The following is an 18,381-nucleotide window of genomic DNA, read 5'->3' as shown; positions in this document are numbered from 1 at the left end:
AGCCTTCAGAGCACGGCGACCGGATAGGAACCCAGCACCTTGAACAGCAGGGCATCCTGTTCGAGATTCTGCAGGGCATAGGCGACCTTGGGTTCCTGCCTGTGGCCCATGATGTCGACGAAGAACACATAGTCCCAGATGCCGCGGCGCGAGGGACGCGACTCGATGCGGGTCATGCTGATGCCGTGCACGGCCAGCGGCGCGAGCAGGCTGTGCAGCCCGCCCGCCTGATTCTTGCACGAGAGCAGCAGACTGGTCTTGTCCTGCCCGCTCGGCGGCGAATCCTGCTTGCCGATGACCAGGAAGCGCGTGGTGTTGCTCGGCTCGTCCTCGATGCGCTCGGCGAGTACGCTGAGTCCGTAGATCTCGGCGGCCTGGAGACCGGCGACGGCGGCGGCTTCGGGATCGGAGGCCACCAGACGCGCCGCCTCGGCATTGCTGCCGACCGGCAGACGTTCGGCGGTCGGCAGATGACGGTCGAGCCATTCGCGACACTGCGCCAGCGACTGCTGGTGCGAATAGACCCGCCGGATGCTCGCCGGATCCGTCGCCTTGGTCAAAAGATGCTGATGGACGCGCAGACAGACCTCGCCCGTGATCATCAACGGCGAGTTCATGAACAGATCGAGCGTATGGCTGACCACGCCCTCGGTCGAGTTCTCGACCGGCACCACACCGAAGTCGCAGGCACCCGACTCGACCTCGCGAAAGATCTCGTCGATGGTGGCCATGGCTTGCGTCACCACCGAATGACCGAAGTGCTTGATCGCCGCCGCCTGGGTGAAGGTGCCCTCGGGCCCCAGGAAAGCGGCATTGAGCGGACGCTCCAGGGCCAGACAGGCCGACATGATCTCGCGGAACAGGCGCGCGACCTCCTCGCCGTCGAGCGGCCCCGGATTGGCGTCCTTGATCCGGCGCAGCACGGCGACCTCGCGCTCGGGACGGTAGAACTGCACCGAACCGCCCGTCGACCCGGTCTTGATGTGCGCGACCTGCTGGGCGCAGCGGGCGCGCTCGCTGATCAGTTGCAGGATCTCCAGGTCGATGGCGTCGATGCGGTCGCGCACCGCCGCCAGTGCCTGCTGTTCCTGGTTGGCGCTCTCGCTCATGGCGTCTGCCCTCCCCCAATCAAGCGCCGAGACAGCGTACCGAGAGCACGCCGTCGATGGCCCGGATCAGCTCGACCGTCGACTCGGGACAGGGCTTGTCGACATCGACCAGGGTGACGGCCACGTCGCCGCGCGAGCGGTTGAGCATGTCGATGATGTTCAGCCCGGCGGCCGCGAGATCGGTCGAGATCTGACCGAGCATGTTGGGCACGTTGCTGTTGACGATGGCCATCCGATAGCCCTCGGTGCGCGGGAGCAGGATGTCGGGGAAGTTGACCGAGTTGGTGACGTTGCCGTCCTCCAGATAGTCGCGGATCTGATCGGCGACCATGATGGCGCAGTTGTCTTCGGCCTCCCTGGTCGAGGCGCCCAGATGCGGCAGGGTGACGACGCGCGGATGGTCCTTGAGCCTGTTGCTCGGAAAGTCGCAGCAATAGGCGTAGAGGTGCCCCGAGTCGAGCGCGGCGACCACGGCCTCGTCGTCGAGGATGCCCTGACGCGAGAAATTCAGCAGCACCGCGCCCTTGGGCAGCAACCGGAGGCGCTCGGCGTTGATCATGTGGCGCGTCTGATCGGTGAGCGGCACATGGAAGGTGACGAAGTCCGAACGCGCGAGCAGATCGTCGATGCTCAGGGCCTGTTTGACGTCGCTGGCCAACTGCCAGGCGCGCTGGACGGTGATGGTCGGGTCATAGCCGATGACGTGCATGTCGAGCGCGCGTGCGGCATTGGCGACCTTGACGCCGATCGCGCCCAGACCGACGACGCCCAGGGTGCGTCCCGGAAGTTCGAAGCCGGCGAAGCGTTTCTTGCCGGCCTCGACGGCCTCATTGATGGCGGCATCGTCGCCCTGGAGTTCACGGGCGAACTGCCAGGCCTGGGCGATGTTGCGCGCCGACATCAGCATCCCGGCGAGCACCAGCTCCTTGACCGCGTTGGCGTTGGCGCCCGGCGCGTTGAACACGGCCACGCCGCGCTTGGTCATCTCGGCCACGGGTACGTTGTTGGTGCCCGCGCCCGCACGCCCGATGGCCTTGACCGACTCGGGGATGGTCATGTCGTGCATCTTGGCCGAGCGCACCAGGATGGCGTCGGGATTGGCGATCTCGGAGGCGATCTCATAGCGCTCGCGCGGCAGGCGCTCCAGGCCGACCACCGAGATGTTGTTGAGCGTCTGGATTTTGAACATGGGCGTCGATTCGGACCTCTGTGTGGTGAATGTGGAAGCGCCTCGGATCGACAACTTTAATACAGGACGCGATGAGGCACGACTCGCATTCCTTGGGCATTCCTCAACGGGGGCCGATGGCGCGTGGCGGAATGGCCGCCCGAGTGTAGCGTTTTGTCGGGGTGCTGTGTGTGGCCCAAGGAACGGCTCGCCATTTACCTCGACAGCGCCAACAGTGCGTCCAGATCCAGGCAGCCCTCGATGTGATCGGCAAGCTCGTCGAGGGCGGCCTCGATCCGCGCCTCGAAATCGATGCGCGCGGCCTGGGCGCCGACCTGTTCGAGCCAGTGGGCGCGGAACTCGTCGGCGCCGAAGATGCCGTGCAGATAGCCGCCCATGACCCGACCGTCGGCGGTGATCGCGCCTTCGGGATGCACCTTGCCGGCACTGTCCTCCAGCCTCAGCCAGGGGCGCTCCAACCCCGGCCCGGTGGTGCGGCCCATGTGCATCTCATAGCCGGTGATCCGGCAGCCGCTCCGGTGCTCGCGTCCGGCGATCTCGATCAGGCGCTTGTCGGCGCCGATCTCGGTCTCGATGTCGAGCAGGCCCAGTCCGGGGGTCTCGCCCGGTTCGCCCTCGATGCCGAGCGGATCGCGCACCACGCGCCCGAGCATCTGATACCCCGCGCAGAGTCCGACGACCCGACCGCCACGCCGCACATGGGCCAGGATGTCGATGTCCCAGCCCTCGCGACGCAGTACGTCCAGATCGGCGCGCGTGGTCTTCGAGCCGGGCAGGATGACGACATCGGTCTCAGCGGGAATCGGCCGGCCCGGCTCGATCCAGCGCAGATTGACGGCGGGTTCGGCGGCCAGCGGGTCCATGTCGTCGAAGTTGGCCACGCGCGACAGACGCGGGATGACGACGTTGAGCGTGCCGCCCGTGGTCTCGGCCGGACGTTCGAGCGCCAGCGAGTCCTCGGCGGGCAGACGTGAGGCGCCCTCGAACCAGCGCACCATGCCCCGGAACGGCCAGCCGGTGATCTCGGTGATGGTGTTGCAGGCCGGCTCGAACAGCGAGAAGTCGCCCCGGAATTTGTTGACCAGATAGCCCACGACCCGGTCGCGGTCGGCCTGATCGAGCAACAGCCAGGTGCCGACCAGCGAGGCCATGGTCCCGCCCTTGTCCAGATCGCCGACCACCACCACAGGCACATCGGCGCGCTCGGCGAAGTGCATGTTGGTGATGTCGCAGTGACGCAGATAGATCTCGGCGCCGCTGCCCGCGCCCTCGACCAGCACCAGATCGGCCTCGGCACAGAGGCGCTCGAAGGAATCCAGCACGGCGGGCATCAATCCCTGACGCATCTCGTGATAGACCCGCGCCGGGCAGTTGCCGAGCGCGCGACCGCGCAGCACCACCTGGGATCCGATGTTGGTCTGGGGTTTCAGGAGCACCGGGTTCATGTGGATTGAGGGCGGCACGCCGCAGGCACGCGCCTGGAGCGCCTGGGCGCGTCCGATCTCGCCGCGCGGCGCCTCACCATCGGGTCCGGGCGGCACGTCGGTGTCGGCGGTGACGGCCGCATTGTTGCTCATGTTCTGCGCCTTGAACGGACGCACCACCAGCCCGCGTCGGGTGTAGGCGCGGCAGAGTCCGGCGACCAGCAGGCTCTTGCCGACGTCCGAGGCCGTGCCCTGGATCATCAGGGCGCGCGCGCGGCGCGGGCCGTGAGTGCCGAGCGGAGGGAGTTCGAGACGGATGGATGGGGCTGAATCGGTCATGCGGGTTCTCTCAAAACGACGCGACCCGCATTCGTCGCAAGAACGAATGCGGGCCACATTGGACAAGCCGTAGGGTGCGCCATGCGCACCCTACACCACCGATCAGGCGACCTCGGCCTGCTTGGACTGGGAGGTGCCGGCGCGTGCGACCGCTTCCATCTGCTCCTCGGTCATCTGCTCGGTGCCGCCGCCGCACGCCTTGGGACCGCCGCCGCAGGCTTGAGGAGCCGCGCCGACCGCGCTGACGACCGCCGGACGCTTGGCCGGCGGCGCCTTCTTCCAGGCATTGTGATCCGGCTCGACGATCCTGGAGCGGTTCTTGTCGTACTCGAACTTGATGAACTTCTTGAACAGCGGCCCCCAGTAGTTCTGCCGGCCGAGCTGATAGAAGCGACGCTCCATGGCGCTCTTGAGAAACGCCTTGATACAGCCGATCAGATACTTGCGGCGGAAGGGATCACGCACCCAGGGATACTGGAAGAACATCCGCTTCATGTAGAAACGTCGATAGTTGGACATGACGCCGTCGAGCAGCTCGGCACGGTCGATGTTGTCGGGCTTCATGATCGGCGAGACGAAGTTGTACTTCGAATAGTCGAATACCTCGACCTTGTCGCCCATCTCGGCGAACATGTCCGAGAACGGCCAGGGGGTGTACATCGACCAGTTGGCCATGTCCGCGCCCCAGTCCATGACGTACTGATAGGTCTCTTCGAGCGTCTCGCGGGTCTCGTTCTCGAGTCCCACGATGAACTGCGCCTCGGTGACGATGCCGTTCTGCTGCAACAGCTGCACCGCGCGCTTGTTCTGCTCGATCGTGGTCTCCTTGACGAAGCGATCGAGATTGAGCTGAGCGGCGGCCTCGGTGCCGAGCGACACATGCACCAGACCGGCCTTGCGGTAGAAGGGCAGCAGATCCTCGTCGCGCATGACGTCGGTCACGCGGGTGTTGATGCCCCAGTGGATGCCGAGGTCGCGGTCGATGAGTTCCTGGCAGAACTCGACGAACATCTTCTTGTTGATCTGCGGCTCTTCGTCGGCGAGGATGAAGAAACCCACGCCGTGGACCTTCACCAGCTCCTCGATCTCGTCGACCATGCGCTTGGGGTTGCGCACGCGATAGTCGCGCCAGAACTTCCACTGCGAGCAGAAGCTACAGGTGAAGGGACAGCCGCGCGCCATGTTCGGGGTCGCGACCGGCACGCCGAGCGGGATGTAGATGTACTTCTTCCACTCCAGGACGCTCCAGTCCGGCCAGATCGAGTCCACGTCCTTGATCGACGGCTCGGCCTCGGTGGCGATCACCTTACCGTTCTCGCCGAGGAAGGCGATGCCGCGCACGGACTCGCGCTCGTTCGGCCAGCGGCCCTCGTCGATGCAGCGCACCAGATTCAGGGTGACGGCCTCGCCCTCGCCGCGCACGATGACGTCGATCCAGGGCGCCTCGCCCAGCACCTGCTCGTACATGAAGGTGCCGTGGATGCCGCCGAGCACGGTGATGGCGTTCGGATGCTCTTCCTTGGCGATCTGCAGCACGCGCTGGGCGGCATAGATCATCGGCGTCATCGCGGTGGTGGCGATGATGTCCGGCTGAGACGCACGGATGGCCGCGCGCATCCGGTCGTCGTCGAGCTTGTCCACCAGACCATCGATGAAGTGGTAATCTTGATAGCCACCCGACTTCAGATAGCCCGCGATATAGGCGACCCAGGCCGGCGACCAGTTGCCGGCGATGTCGGCGGCACCGGCGCTATAGTTGGGGTGGATAAAGAGGATTCGCATCGTCAGCTCCGGGTTGTCTCATGAAGGGTCGGTCACGGACGCCTCTAAGGACGGCGGCGGCTCGGCCACAGAATAAGGAGAATGCGTCGGTCGCGCCCGTCCAGGCAACCCCGGATCGAGGAGGGTCTTCGATGCCATGGCACCGGCGGCGAGACCGAATGGGACTCAAGCGGGCAATGTTACCAACGACTCGCCTGGATCGCCACGCTATCGGTGGCGCGAACCGACCTGTCCATCAACGCACCTGCCCGAGGTTCTCGATCCATCAGAGACTCCGGCGGCGTGCCCATCACGATTTGGCACCGAATGAAACGCTTGTATTTGATCGGCATGGGTCCGGGCGGCCCGGAATATCTCACGATCCAGGCCATCGAGACGATGAAGACGGTCGACGTCTTCTTCATGCTGGAGAAGGAGGGGCGCGGCAAGGACGAGCTGCTGCGGATGCGTCACGACATCCTGGAACGCTATCTGGGCGAGACGGACTATCGGGTCGTCACCACGACCAGCCCGGAGCGGCGCACGCTCCCCGACGGCTATCGGGAGACGGTGCGCGTCTGGCACGACGCCAAGCGCGCCCTCTTCGCACGCCTGATCGACGAGGAACTGGAAGACGGACAAAACGGCGCCCTGCTCCTCTGGGGCGATCCCTCGCTCTATGATCAGACCGTCACCATCATCGCTGAGCTGGCCGAAGCGTCCGGAGGCGCGCTCGAATTCGCGATCATTCCCGGCATCACCTCGGTCCAGGTGCTGACCGCCAAGCACAAGATTCCACTGAACCGGGTCGGCGAGTCGATCACCATCACCACCGGCCGCCATGTCGAGCACTGCGACCCGGCCGAGATCGACAACGCCGTGGTCATGCTCGACTACAACGCCTCCTTCCAGCGCTTCACCGGGCAGGACATGGACGTCTACTGGGGCGGCTATCTGGGCTGTCCGGACGAGGTGCTGGTGTCCGGACCGGTCGACGCCGTGCTCGACGAGCTACTGGAAACCAAGGCGCGCGTCCGCGAGGACAAGGGCTGGCTACTGGACATCTATCTCCTGCGCCGGCGACGGCAGTCGGATGCCTGACGAACCGGGTGCCGGGCTCCCCTCAACGCGGCACGATGGAGAACAGGAAACGTCGTTCGACCATCAACCAGATCACCGCGATCGCGCCGATTTGGAGCAGCGTATTGACCCAGAACAGATCAAGACCCGGCAAGGGCGTGTTGTACAGAATCAAAAGCACATAGACGTGCAGGATGAACACGTATAGAGAGTTCTGGCCCAGTGGGATCAGCAGCCGGCCGACCGTGCGCTCGACAAGACTCCAGTAGCGGCTCAGCAGATGATAGGCGACGATGAACGCCGCCACATTGTTCAGCAGTCGGCCCAGCCCCAGCGGGGTTTTCAGGAACCAGGTCTGATACAGCTCACCGAAGGTCCGGGGATCGATGAAATCCATCTGCCCCCAGGGCCAGAACAGCGGATTCGGGTTGTTGTTGGCGAGGAACAGAAAACCCACCAGCAACGCGGCGCTCAGAGACACCAGCCACCGGCTCGCCGGGCCGGCGAGAAACTCCAGGGTGCGCTCACGGTAATATCCGATCAGCAGACCATTGAAGAACAGTAGCTGCCAGGTCAGCGTCGGAAAGGCGTATTCGTAGCGCGCGCCGGTCAGGTTGATCTGCAAGATGTGATTCAGGGCATAGGCCCCCCAGCTCAGCAGCAGCACGACCCAGGCCAGACGTCGACCGAGCAGGTAGAGCGCGAGCGGGGTGCCGGCCAGCAGAACCACGTACAGCCCGATGATTTGGAACTGATGCGGACCGATCCGCAACAGCAGGATCTGCCCCACAGTGTCCCACCAGTCGGTCCCGGCGGGCGGGTAGAGCGGAAACGACTCGCCCGACCAGGGGCTGGTCCAATGCGTCAACTCGAACACATTGACTCCGGGGACCAGCTTGAGCAGTGCGAGGCTGGCGATCACGAACAGGTTCACCGTATAGAGCTGCCAGGCGCGCCGCCACAGCAGACGCGACGCCGCCGCCAGTCCGTCGCGCTGCATACGCCGCCGATAGACCATCCCGACGACGACACCGGACAGAAAGACGAAGCCTTCCGCGCTCGAGATGAACGCGAGCCGGCCCCAGGCGAGGAGACTCAACGCCGACGCCAGCTCCAGATGCACGATGATCAGATAGACCATGATGAGTCCGCGCAGCAGGTCGATGCGCAGATCGCGGTCGTTGGAGGAGGTCGGATAGGCCGCCGCTGGGATGCTCATACAGTCGTCTCAACGATCGAACAGACGCCGATAATTGTCCGCCGTCGCCTCGGCCAGACGCTCGACCTCCAGACCGCGCAACCCGGCGATGCACTCGGCGACGTGCTTCAGATAGGTCGGTGCGTTGGGCTTGCCGCGATAGGGCACAGGGGCCAGATAGGGCGAGTCGGTCTCGATCAGCAGGCGGTCGAGCGGCACCCGGCGCGCCACCTCGCGCAACGACTCGGCGCTCTTGAAGGTGACGATGCCGGAGAAGGACACGTAGAACCCGAGATCCAGCCCGGCGCGCGCCGTCTCCCAGTCCTCGGTGAAGCAATGCAGTACGCCGCCGACCGCCGCGGCGCCTTCTTCACGCAGCAGACGGATGGTGTCGGCGCGCGCCTCGCGGGTGTGGATGATCAAGGGCTTGCCGCAGGCGCGTGCGGCGGCGATGTGGGTGCGAAAGCGCGCCTGCTGAGCGGATGCATCGCCGTCTTCGAGCCGATAGTAGTCGAGTCCGGTCTCGCCGATGGCCACCACGCGCGGATCGGCCGCCGGTGCGAGCAGGCGCTCGACGCTCGGCGCTTCCCCGCCCTCCTCGTTCGGATGGACGCCGACCGAGACATCGACCTCGGGATAGGGATCGACCAGACGGCGCATCGCCGGATAGGCTTCCAGGTCGATACCGACGCAGAGCATCCGTGAGACGCCGGCTTCGGCGCAGGCGCGCATCAGGCGTCCGAAATCCTGGTCATGGGTCTTGAGATCCACCCGGTCGAGGTGGCAGTGCGAATCGATCAGCATGGTCATGTCTTGCATTCGGCATCAGAAGTCGGTCAGGCCGGGAACACCCCGGTCGAGAGATAACGATCCCCGCGATCGCAGACGATGGCCACGATCACGGCCCCGCTGACCTCGGCAGAGAGCCTGAGCGCGGCGGCGACCGCTCCGCCCGAGGAGACGCCGGCGAAGATGCCCTCGCGCGCGGCCAGATTGCGCGCGGTCTGTTCGGCCACGGCCTGCGAGACATCGATGATCCGGTCGACGCCCGCCGGGTCGTAGATCTTCGGCAGATAGGCCTCGGGCCAGCGCCGGATGCCGGGGATGCTGGAGCCTTCGTCCGGCTGTACGCCAACGATCTGCACCGCTGGATTCTGCTCCTTGAGATACCGCCCAGTGCCCATGATGGTGCCCGTGGTGCCCATGGAACTGACGAAGTGGGTGATGCGGCCCTGGGTGTCGTGCCAGATCTCGGGGCCTGTGGTCTCGTAATGGGCGGCCGGGTTGTCGGGGTTGGAGAACTGATCGAGCCGGACGCCCTCCCCGCGCGTCTCCATCTCGCCGGCCAGATCGATGGCCGCCTCCATGCCGCCGTCCTTGGGCGTGAGCACGATCTCGGCGCCGAAGGCGCGCATGACGCCCCGACGTTCCTCGCTCATGTGCTCGGGCATGATGAGCCGCATCCGATAGCCCTTGATGGCGGCGGCCATCGCCAGCGCGATGCCGGTGTTGCCGCTGGTGGCCTCGATCAGGGTGTCGCCGGGGCGGATGGCGCCGCGCTCCTCGGCGCGGCGGATCATGTTGAGCGCCGGGCGGTCCTTGACCGAGCCGGCTGGGTTGTTGCCTTCGAGCTTGACCAGGATCAGGTTGTCGGTGTCGCCGGGCAGGCGCTGGAGTCGGACGAGCGGGGTACGGCCGACATGGTCTTCGATGGTCGGGTGCGGCATGGGGGCCTCGCTGAAAAAGGGGCGGTTGGATGGGTTCGATGATGGCACAGTCTCAAACCGTCCCCAACCTCGAAACCTGCGGCGATCCAGGCGACGCCTCGCTCATGGCTGACCTGACCTGGATGACCGGATTCGCTCTGGACCGACGAGACGTGTTTTCGCTAGAGTCCGAGTCTGGATCTCGTTATCTCGTTGGAATCGAGGTGAAGCCCGTCAACTACCCCGCCCTGAAGGGCGGAGCTTGTGAGAGCAAGCTGGGTTGACCAGCCTCAGCCCGCCTGACCGGGACGGTCGAAAGGGGCTCCGTGTGCAACAGGTCGTTAAGACTCACCGGCGGATGCTTCCTCAGTCCGCCGCTCTGAAAGGTCGAGATCATGCAGGCGAAAGGTAAAGCGCCGAAGGTCTTGATCGCCGCGCCGGCGGGAGCCGGTTGCACACATTGGCGAGGGGAGCGTGTCGCGTCGTGAGACGCCGCACCGTCACCAGGCCCTTACGGGCAGAGCCTTGCGGCCCGGCAGGTGGAAAGCCTGCACCTGTTCCGGCGGCTGATCTGTCGCAGCCGCTATCCCTCCCCGTCCTGAAGGACGGGGTTTCTCGCGGAGGAACTGATGAAAAAACCGAACCAAATAACGCTCTATCTGCTCGCACTCCTCATTGGACTCGCGCCTCTGGCCGCCCTAGCCTCCTCGGGCGCCAAGGAGGGCGAGGCGGCGGCGCCCTATCCGGGCTATATGGCGCTGGAGCCGCCGCTGATCGTCAATCTGGCCAAGCCGCGCAGTTATCTGAAACTGAGCATGCAGTTCTTCATCGAAACCCAGACCGACGCCGACCTGATCACGCTGCACATGCCGCGTCTGCGCGATCGCATGATCAGCCTGCTCGGCGGACGCGATGGCAATCAGATCATGACCACGGAAGCGCGCGAGCAGTTGCGGATCGAACTGCTGGACAGTCTGCGCAAGACCATGATGGAACAGACCGGGCGACCGGCGATCAGTGCGGTCTACTTCACCGACTTCATCGTCCAATGAGCATCCTGCGGCCGGCGGGGAGTGCCCGACCGGGCAGGACGCGCCGCCGGCCTCAATCGAGGTGGAAGAGCTTGTCGAAATTGGCGATCTTGAGCACGCGGCGCACGTCCTCGCTACTGCCTGTGATGCTCACGCGCATCGGGTCACCGCCCACGTGCTCGCGCAGCAGGAGCAGCATCCCCAGGGCCGAGCTGTCCAGATAGGACGCCCTGGAGAGATCGACGACGAACCGCATGGACCCTGGGGCGACATCCTTGTAGGCGTTTCTGAAGTCCTTGTGCTGCGCAAAATCGAAACGCCCGTCGATGGAGATGGTCACCACGCCCTTCTCTCGATCGATACGTGATGTGACGCTCATTCATACACTCCCGGTCAATAACACTTCTGTTCAATGTTTGCGCTTGGCCGCCAGCCCCTTGAGCAGGGCGGCGGCGATGTCCGGCAGGGGCAGCACCTCGACGGCGCCGCCCCGTTTGACCGCCTCGCCGGGCATCCCCCAGACCACACTGGTCGCCTCGTCCTGGGCGATGGTGTGCACCCCGAGATCATACAGTTCCTTGAGCCCCTGAGCCCCATCGGCGCCCATGCCGGTCAGGAGCGCGGCGGCGGCATTGGCGCCGGCGGCCTTGGCCACCGAGCGAAAGAGCACATCGACACTGGGCCGATGACGGTTGACCGGCTCGCCGCGGTCGAGCCGACAGACATAGCGGGCGCCGTCGCGGGCGAGTTGCAGATGGTAATCGCCGGGCGCGATATAGGCATGTCCCAGCATGATGCGATCGCCGTCGGCGGCTTCCTTCACCACCAGCCCGGTCTGACGGTTCATGCGCTCGGCGAAGGCGGCGCTGAAGCCGGCCGGGATGTGCTGGGCGATGACCACGCCCGGCGTGTCGGGCGGCAGGCGCATCAGCACCTCCTTGATCGCCTCGGTGCCGCCGGTCGAGGCCCCGATGGCCAGCACCCGATCCGTGGTGCGGAACGACGAGATGGCGCGCGCCGGCGACGGCTCCTGAGCCTCGGGTGTGGCGGCGCTCGGGGCCGCCGTGCGCAAGGGTTTGACCTTGATGGTCGCGGCCGTCCGGATCTTTTCGATCAATTCGTCGGCATACTCGCGCATCCCGGCGGCGATCGGTCCGTCGGGCTTGCGCACGAAATCCACCGCACCCAGCTCGAGCGCGTGCAGCGTCACCTCGGCCCCGCGCTCGGTGAGCGAGGATACCATCACCACCGGCATCGGTCGCAGCCGCATGAGGTTGCGCAAAAAGGTCAGCCCGTCCATGCGCGGCATCTCGACGTCGAGTGTGAGCACGTCCGGATTCAGTTCCTTGATGCGATCGCGCGCCACATAGGGATCCTGGGCGCTGCCGACGACCTCGATGTCGGGGGCGGCTGCCAGGATCTCGGTCAGCAGCTGACGCATCAGGGCCGAGTCGTCGACGACAAGAACACGTATCATCTGCGATCCCTCAAAACAGCTCGATGTCGCCTTCGTCCATCGAGCTCTGACTCACGGCGTGATGGGCGGTGGCCACCAGATCGGCGTGCAGTGTCTCCAGTCGCCGCCGGGCCTGATCGACATCCTCGGCCGAACGGACCTGACCGAGCGGAATGCGCCGCAACTCGGCGACGAAGCGGTCCATGAGTTCGATCCGCACCTCGGCGCGTTCCAGCACCTGGCGGGCGATGTCCTCGAATTGCAGCAAGCGCACCGCCGCGCCGACGTTGGACTGGAGCCGGTCGACGATCCGGTTCAATTCATCCAGACCCACCGACATATTGGCATTGAGCGCCTGGACCTGTTCGATCATGTCGTCCATCGAACCCTTGGCGCTGATGGAGGCGTTCATGTCCTGCGAGGCCATGCGGCCGACGATCTCGCGGGTCTCGGCGAAGACCAGTTGGGCCTGCTCGACCTGCCGGCGGATCTGATCGTTGAATTCGGCGGCGTCCTGGGAGAGCTTGCGCACCTCTTGTGCCACCACCGCGAAGCCGCGTCCGGCCTCGCCCGCGCGCGCGGCCTCGATGGCGGCGTTGAGCGCGAGCAGGTTGGTCTGGCGCGCGATGCGCTTGGCCCCATCGAGCTGCTCGAAGATGTGGGCCATCTGCGCCGACAGGTCATCGATCTGGTGAGCGACATGGACGCTGTGCTTGCCCATGTCGATCAGGCGCTCGACGTTCTGCGCGAGCAGCCGGCTGTTGGCTTTGAGGAAGTCGTTGACGTCGATCAGTTCGCCCTGGCCCTGCCCCGTCTGATCGGTCCTGGAGATCAGGGTCATCACCAGACGCTGCTGGGCCTTGGACTCGTCCGAGAGACCGTTGAAACTGGCGTGGAGATCGCCGGCCGCGTGGCCGATCAGATCCCTGGCCTGCCGGACCGAATCGCGCAGCTCGTCCATCAGGGGCGCGAAGAGCCGGTCGGTCTCGACCACCAGATCCCAGAAGGCGCGCTCGTCCGGACTCTCCTGAAGGCTGCCCTCGTCTCGCTCGGGCGTCCGGGCCGCGTTGCCCGTCGCGCCTCCTCCCGCCCTCAGGACGAGCCACAACGGCCAGACCGCGACCGGCAACAACACCCCGACCCAGACCGGAGCCAGCCCCGGCAGCAGCAGAACCTGGAGCAAGGCCGCCAGACCGAAGAGCAGCGGCGGCCAGTACGGTTTGAGGGTCTCCAGGATCGTCCCGACTCGAATCCGTGCCACATTCATGAAAACAGCTCCACTTCGCCCTCGACCTTCGCCCGACGCAGCGTCTCACTGTAACTGAGTTCGCGTTCGATGATGGTGTCGTTGTGCATGCTACGCAGTTTCTTGACCAACACCCGGCCGCTGGTCGGGAAGAAATAGACCTTGCGCGGGTAATTGCCCAGCAGATCCCGGGCGACCACGGGAATGCCCTCGGTGGTCAGATACTCGATCACGAACTCGGCATTGCGCTCGCCGACGACATGGTTCTTGAAGCCCGGCAGCACATTGCCGCCGCCGAAGACCTTGGCCTCCAGGTTCGAGCGCCGCGCACCGAGCTTGATCAACTGGTTGATCAGGATCTCCATCGCATAGTCGCCATAGCGCATCGAACGGCTGAAGCGCTCGTTCTCGTCGCGCTTGTCGTCCGGCAGCATGAAGTGATTGATGCCGCCGATGCCCCGGGTCCGGTCACGGATACAGGCGCCGACACAGGAACCCAGCACCGTGACCATCAGGATCTCGCGTGTCGAGACATAGTACTCGCCCGGCAGGATTTTGACCGCATCCATCTTGAAGTGGCGGTCGTAGTAGAGATTCGGCGCCAGGACTTCCTCGAATCCATGCTGCATAGCGGTCCCAATTCAATGTGTGTGCACAGGCGCGTAGACCGTCTTGCCCCGCAGGCGAAAGAGATTGGCGACATGGGCCAGACTCTCGGAGTGTCCGACGAAGAGCAGTCCGTCGGGACGCAACAGCGGGTGGAAGCGTGACAGGATCTTGGCCTGGGTCGGCTTATCGAAGTAGATCATGACATTGCGGCAGAAGATGGCGTCGAAAGGATCGCGCATCGGCCAGTGCTCGCTGAGCAGATTGAGCGGCTGGAACTCGACCAGGGCGCGTACCTCGGGCCGGACCCGTGCCTGACCGGCCCGCGCCCCCTTGCCGCGCAGGAAGAAGCGCTTGAGCTGAGCCTCGGGCAGTTTCTCGACCCGGTCCATCGCATAGATGCCCTCGGCGGCCTGACGCACCACATTGGTGTCCAGATCGGTCGCCAGGATCTTGACGGGCGGCGTCCAGGAATCGAACGCCTCGATCAGGGTCATGGCCATCGAATAGGGCTCCTCGCCGGTCGAGCAGGCCGAGGACCAGAGCCGGATCGGGCGGCGGCCCTGGCGTTTGGCCTCCAGCGCGAGTTCGGCCAGCACCGGGAAATGATGCGACTCACGGAAGAACGAGGTCAGGTTGGTGGTGAGCGAGTTGGTGAAGTGCGGCCATTCGTCCGGATTGGAATCCAGGAAGTCCAGATACTCCTCGAAGGTGGTCAGGCCGGTGGCGCGCAGACGCCGGGCGATGCGGCTGTAGACCATGTCCATCTTGGCCGGACTGAGCGAGATGCCGGCGTGCTCATAGATCAGACGCCGGATCTGCTCGAAATCGCGTGACGTGAAATGGAACTCACGCTCACGGCTCACCGCCGCACTCTCTGCCATGTCGTCGCGCTCAGGCCACGGCCAGATGGGTCTGGTCGACCAGTCCCATCTCCTGGCTGGTCATGAGTTTCTCGATGTCGACCATGATGATCATGCGCTCATCCAGCGTGGCCAGGCCGTCGATATAGGCCGTATCCAGCACCGAGCCGAACTCGGGTGCGGGCCTGATCTGATCGCCGCGCAGGGCGATGACGTCCGAGACGCCGTCGACGACCACGCCCATGATGCGCCCGCTGATGTTGAGGATGATGACCACCGTGAACTCGTTGTATTCGACCTGCCCGAGGTGGAACTTCAGCCGCATGTCGATGATGGGCACGATGATGCCGCGCATGTTGATCACGCCCTTGATGAAGTCGGGCGAGTTGGCGATCTTGGTCACGGCGTCATAGCCGCGGATCTCCTGGACCTTGAGGATGTCGATACCGTACTCCTCCTCGCCCAGGGTGAAGGTCAGATACTCGCGCGCGCTGTCGGTCGCAACCGCGCTGCCCTCCCGGCGCTCGTCGTTCATGGTCTGGGTCTCCCCTTGTCTCGTTTGAGTGTTCGGTCTTGGCTAGCCGCCCCGGCGGCTGAGCCGCACCAGGGCATCGACGTCCAGGATCAGGGCCACGCGCCCGTCGCCCATGATGGTGGCGCCCGAGACGCCCTCCACCTTGCGATAGTTGGTCTCCAGGCTCTTGATGACGACCTGGTGCTGGGCGACCAGCTCGTCGACCAGCACGGCGGCGCGTCCCTCGTTGGTCTCGACGATGACCAGGATGCCGTCGAGCGGATCGGGCTCGGGCCGGCCGCTGTTGAAGACGTCGTGCAGGCTGACCAGCGGCAGGTATTCGTCGTTGATCTGGGCCACGCGCCCCTTGCCGACGATGGTCTTGAATTGCTCGGCGCGCGGCTGGATCGACTCCCGGATCACGGTCAGCGGCAGGATGAACATCTCCTCGCCCATGCGCACCGAGAGTCCGTCGAGGATGGCCAGCGTCAGCGGCAGGCGGATGGTGATGTGCGTACCGCGCCCGGCCGTCGAGTCGACCTCGACCCGACCGTTCATGTCCTCGATGTTGCGGCGCACCACGTCCATGCCGACACCGCGCCCCGAGATGTCGGTGACGCGCTCGGCGGTCGAAAAGCCGGCGTGGAAGATGAGCTGCCAGACGTCCTTGTCGGACGGGTTGTCCGGCATCGGGATGCCCTGCTTGGCGGCCTTGGCCAGCAGCTTTTCGCGATTGAGCCCGCCGCCGTCGTCGCTGACCTCGACCACCACGCTGCCGCCGCGATGGCTGGCGCGCAGCACGATCTCGCCGGTCTCGGGCTTGCCGGCGGCCAGACGCACCTCGGGGCGCTCGATGCCGTGGTCGATGCTGTTGCGCACCAGATGGTTGAGCGGATCGGCCAGGCGTTCGATCAGGCCCTTGTCGAGCTCGGTGTCCTCGCCGATGAGCTTGAGCGTGACCTTCTTGCCGAGACTGGCCGCCGTGTCGCGCACCACGCGCGGGAAGCGGTTGAAGACGAAGCTGATCGGCATCATGCGGATCGACATCACCGCTTCCTGTAGGTCGCGCGAATTGCGCTCCAGGTTCGACAGCCCGGCCATGATGCGCTCATGGACGACCGGGTCGAGTCCGGCGGCCGAGTCGGCGAGCATAGCGTGGGTGATGACGAGTTCGCCGACCAGATTGATCAGTTGGTCGACCTTCTCGACGCTGACGCGGATGGATGAATCGGTCGTGGCCGGGCGCTTGGCGGCGTTGCCGGACGCGGCGCGACTCTCGCGCCCTGCGGTCGACTTGGCCGATGAAGCGTCCATTGGTATCGACGCCGAAGCTTCGTCGTTCTCGGCGCGCGATTCGGGCGATCCGGGCGCGGGGTTGAAGAGCCCGAATCCGAGTTCGTCGTCGAGTCGATCCTGCCGGGCCACGGCGGCCACCCGCTCCATGCCGGGACTGCCGCCGAAGAGTCCATAGCCCTTGTGTTCCTGGTCGAGTGCCGCCTCACTGCCGGGGGCGTTGCGGAAGAAGCCGTAGCCGTTGGATTCCTGGATCTCGGTCAGAAGGTCGGGTTCCTGGGGTTGGTCCGGCGCCTCGGCCCGCTCCTCGGGGGTTGGCTCGGTTCCGGGCGCGCCCTCGAAGAAACCGTAGCCCAGTGCATCCTGATCCGGCTCGGGAGCGGCGACCGATGACTCGGCCTCGAGTCCGGGCGCATCGGCGAAAAAGCCGTAGGCGGTCTCCGTCTCGGTCTCAGCCGGCGGCGCCCCGGGTGTCTCGACCGTGTCGATCTCGACCTGTCCCGGCTCGCAGACGAAGGCCAGGATCTCTTCGATCGCACCGCGTCCGGCCGTGGAGGTCAACTGCCACAGGCAGCGCTCGCTCTCGCCGTCGCCGAGATCCTGAATACGCCCCAGTTCACCCAGCGCCTCGAACAGCGCCTGACGCTCGCCCGGCGTGCCCCGGCCGATACTGGCCGGCGCGAACGCGAGACGCCAGTGCGTGACGGATGACGCGGCCCCGTCCCTGGCCGACACGGGTGCCTCGCCGCCGCCTTCGTCCGAATGCGCCAGCCGTTCCAGATGTTCGCAGACCTCGGCCACGCGCGCGTCTTCGTATTCCTCGCCCTCCTGATGGGCCTGGAGCTGCGACTTGAGCACATCGCCGGCCTGGAGGAAGGCATCGATCATCTCGACCGTCGGGTCCAGCTCCTGCTTGCGCAGCCGGTCGAGCAGGGTCTCCAGCACATGGGTCACTTCGGCCATGTCGCTGAAGCCGAAGGTGCCGGCCCCGCCCTTGATGGAATGCGCCGCGCGGAAGATGGCGTTGAGGGTCTCCAGGTCGGGCGCCTGAACGTCCAGCTCCAGCAACAGGCTCTCCATCGCCGCCAGGTTCTCGCCGGCCTCCTCGAAGAACACCTGATAGAACTGACTCATGTCGATGCTCATGGCCCTTCCCCCTCAGCTCTGGCGCGGCGCGTTCAACCGATCACTTTGCGGACGACTTCCAGCAGCTTGGCCGGGTCGAAGGGTTTGACCAGCCAGCCGGTCGCACCCGCCGCCCGGCCCTGGCTCTTCATGGCGTCGCTCGACTCTGTGGTCAACATCAGGATGGGCACCGACTTGTAGGTCGGCAGGGCGCGCAACTGCTTGATGAGGCTCAGTCCGTCCATGCGCGGCATGTTCTGATCGGTGAAGATGAGATCGAACTTGCCGGCACGCGCCTTGTCCAGACCGTCCTGTCCGTCGACCGCCTCAGTGACCGTATAGCCCGCTTCCTTCAGCGTGAAGGAGACCATCTGTCGAATGGACGCCGAATCGTCCACGGTTAGAATCGTCTTAGCCATGTCGTTGGATCCTTGAAAATTG

Annotated in this window: 17 protein-coding genes; 2 read left to right on the top strand and 15 right to left on the bottom strand. The window is 65.2% G+C overall.

Going from position 1 to position 18,381, the window contains the following annotated elements; all coding sequences use genetic code 11:
• Positions 1-5 precede the first annotated feature (5 nt).
• The 4 genes from pheA to bchE form a co-directional block, all read right to left on the bottom strand.
• Positions 6-1,109: a prephenate dehydratase gene (gene pheA, locus Atep_RS06195; RefSeq protein ID WP_213380872.1), complete on the bottom strand. Its 1,104-nt coding sequence runs from the start codon at positions 1,107-1,109 to the stop codon at positions 6-8.
• Between the two features lie 19 nt (positions 1,110-1,128).
• Positions 1,129-2,298, bottom strand: coding sequence for a phosphoglycerate dehydrogenase (locus Atep_RS06190; RefSeq protein ID WP_213380871.1), 1,170 nt, complete (start codon positions 2,296-2,298; stop codon positions 1,129-1,131).
• 194 nt (positions 2,299-2,492) lie between these two features.
• Positions 2,493-4,061, bottom strand: a complete 1,569-nt coding sequence (locus Atep_RS06185) for a cobyric acid synthase (protein ID WP_213380870.1) — start codon at positions 4,059-4,061, stop codon at positions 2,493-2,495.
• A gap of 102 nt (positions 4,062-4,163) precedes the next feature.
• Entirely contained in the window at positions 4,164-5,843 is a 1,680-nt protein-coding gene (gene bchE, locus Atep_RS06180; protein ID WP_213380869.1) for a magnesium-protoporphyrin IX monomethyl ester anaerobic oxidative cyclase, read from the bottom strand.
• 306 nt (positions 5,844-6,149) lie between these two features.
• Between bchE and cobF the strand changes: the two genes are divergently transcribed.
• Positions 6,150-6,923, top strand: coding sequence for a precorrin-6A synthase (deacetylating) (cobF, locus tag Atep_RS06175; RefSeq protein ID WP_213380868.1), 774 nt, complete (start codon positions 6,150-6,152; stop codon positions 6,921-6,923).
• A gap of 22 nt (positions 6,924-6,945) precedes the next feature.
• Here cobF and opgC read toward each other — a convergent pair whose 3' ends face one another.
• Genes opgC through cysM form a run of 3 tightly spaced genes read right to left on the bottom strand, consistent with a single transcriptional unit; the run spans position 6,946 to position 9,827 of the window.
• Entirely contained in the window at positions 6,946-8,121 is a 1,176-nt protein-coding gene (gene opgC, locus Atep_RS06170) for an OpgC domain-containing protein (RefSeq protein ID WP_213380866.1), read from the bottom strand.
• 9 nt (positions 8,122-8,130) lie between these two features.
• Entirely contained in the window at positions 8,131-8,904 is a 774-nt protein-coding gene (locus Atep_RS06165; RefSeq protein WP_213381455.1) for a TatD family hydrolase, read from the bottom strand.
• 32 nt (positions 8,905-8,936) lie between these two features.
• A complete protein-coding gene (cysM, locus tag Atep_RS06160) occupies positions 8,937-9,827 on the bottom strand; it encodes a cysteine synthase CysM (protein ID WP_213380863.1) in 891 nt (296 codons plus the stop codon).
• Positions 9,828-10,435: 608 nt separating this feature from the next.
• On the opposite strand from cysM, the gene Atep_RS06155 reads away from it, so the two are divergent.
• Positions 10,436-10,858 carry a flagellar basal body-associated FliL family protein gene (locus Atep_RS06155; RefSeq protein WP_213380862.1) on the top strand — a complete coding sequence of 141 codons (423 nt, stop codon included), beginning with the start codon at positions 10,436-10,438 and terminating at the stop codon, positions 10,856-10,858.
• 52 nt (positions 10,859-10,910) lie between these two features.
• On the opposite strand, the gene Atep_RS06150 is transcribed toward Atep_RS06155, so the two are convergent.
• The 8 genes from Atep_RS06150 to Atep_RS06115 are packed head-to-tail and all read right to left on the bottom strand — an operon-like array spanning position 10,911 to position 18,359.
• A complete protein-coding gene (locus Atep_RS06150; RefSeq protein ID WP_213380861.1) occupies positions 10,911-11,216 on the bottom strand; it encodes an STAS domain-containing protein in 306 nt (101 codons plus the stop codon).
• A 30-nt stretch (positions 11,217-11,246) separates the two neighbouring features.
• Positions 11,247-12,314: a protein-glutamate methylesterase/protein-glutamine glutaminase gene (locus Atep_RS06145; protein WP_213380859.1), complete on the bottom strand. Its 1,068-nt coding sequence runs from the start codon at positions 12,312-12,314 to the stop codon at positions 11,247-11,249.
• 10 nt (positions 12,315-12,324) lie between these two features.
• Positions 12,325-13,560: a methyl-accepting chemotaxis protein gene (locus Atep_RS06140; RefSeq protein ID WP_213380856.1), complete on the bottom strand. Its 1,236-nt coding sequence runs from the start codon at positions 13,558-13,560 to the stop codon at positions 12,325-12,327.
• Entirely contained in the window at positions 13,557-14,168 is a 612-nt protein-coding gene (cheD, locus tag Atep_RS06135) for a chemoreceptor glutamine deamidase CheD (protein WP_213380855.1), read from the bottom strand. The genes Atep_RS06140 and cheD overlap by 4 nt, the downstream gene beginning before the upstream one ends.
• A gap of 12 nt (positions 14,169-14,180) precedes the next feature.
• A complete protein-coding gene (locus Atep_RS06130; protein WP_213380854.1) occupies positions 14,181-15,029 on the bottom strand; it encodes a CheR family methyltransferase in 849 nt (282 codons plus the stop codon).
• Positions 15,030-15,039: 10 nt separating this feature from the next.
• Positions 15,040-15,543: a chemotaxis protein CheW gene (locus Atep_RS06125; RefSeq protein WP_213380853.1), complete on the bottom strand. Its 504-nt coding sequence runs from the start codon at positions 15,541-15,543 to the stop codon at positions 15,040-15,042.
• Positions 15,544-15,585: 42 nt separating this feature from the next.
• The gene (locus tag Atep_RS06120) at positions 15,586-17,961 is read right to left on the bottom strand and encodes a chemotaxis protein CheW (RefSeq protein WP_213380852.1); all 2,376 of its coding nucleotides are present in this window, start codon (positions 17,959-17,961) and stop codon (positions 15,586-15,588) included.
• Positions 17,962-17,993: 32 nt separating this feature from the next.
• Positions 17,994-18,359 carry a response regulator gene (locus Atep_RS06115; protein WP_213380851.1) on the bottom strand — a complete coding sequence of 122 codons (366 nt, stop codon included), beginning with the start codon at positions 18,357-18,359 and terminating at the stop codon, positions 17,994-17,996.
• Positions 18,360-18,381 lie beyond the last annotated feature (22 nt).

Origin of the sequence: Allochromatium tepidum, from assembly GCF_018409545.1 — a bacterium.
Lineage (GTDB): Bacteria > Pseudomonadota > Gammaproteobacteria > Chromatiales > Chromatiaceae > Thermochromatium > Thermochromatium tepidum_A.
This window is presented reverse-complemented; position numbering and strand designations above follow the sequence as displayed.